This is a genomic window from Halomonas sp. 3D7M, assembly GCF_014897885.1.
Taxonomy (GTDB): Bacteria; Pseudomonadota; Gammaproteobacteria; order Pseudomonadales; family Halomonadaceae; genus Vreelandella.
On sequence record NZ_JABUZF010000259.1, the window covers coordinates 11,324 to 11,881 of the forward strand.

Sequence of the window (558 nt, forward strand, 5' to 3'; positions counted from 1 at the left end):
GGCGTGCAGAGCGCCGGATGCAATTTCGTCATTTAGCGCCGCATAGACCAGCTGCTGACGCTTTACAGGAGAAAGACCTTCAAAAGCTTCGCCAACTGCGATCACCTGAAAATTGCAGCCTTCACCCTGGATATGAAAATCACATCCACCGATGCGGGACTCAAGCAGTGCTTTTACCTCGTTGGGTTGCATAAGACAGGAAACTCCTTTGGGTCATTAAACTAGGTGGTTGAAATAGGGGGTCGTTGAATTAGAGAGGAACAGGGGGAACATGATAAAGAAAAGCGGCACGCTTGGCGATGCCAGACGAACACTCACGCTTCAGCGTTGGGCGAACCTATTAGCGCATCGAGCTCAGCGAGCGACGTTAAACGCTCAAGCGGAGCAGACAATGCAATCGAGGTAACGACAATACCTAGCGAGTGACACGCACGCAGCCATTCAAACAGAACGCTAATCGCCGCGCTACTTGCTTTTGAAACGTCTGAAAAATCGAGGACAACATCAGTTAACCGAGCACTTTCAAGCCACTTAACGCCTGCAGCGGCCACATCGGCC

Annotated in this window: 2 protein-coding genes; both read right to left on the reverse strand. The window is 51.3% G+C overall.

What is annotated here, in order from left to right; genetic code table 11:
- A partial coding sequence (locus INT22_RS16725; protein WP_193068609.1) for a BolA family protein occupies nucleotides 1–192 on the reverse strand: 192 nt, incomplete at its 3' end.
- A gap of 122 nt (nucleotides 193–314) precedes the next feature.
- A partial coding sequence (locus INT22_RS16730) for an STAS domain-containing protein (RefSeq protein WP_226912838.1) occupies nucleotides 315–558 on the reverse strand: 244 nt, incomplete at its 5' end.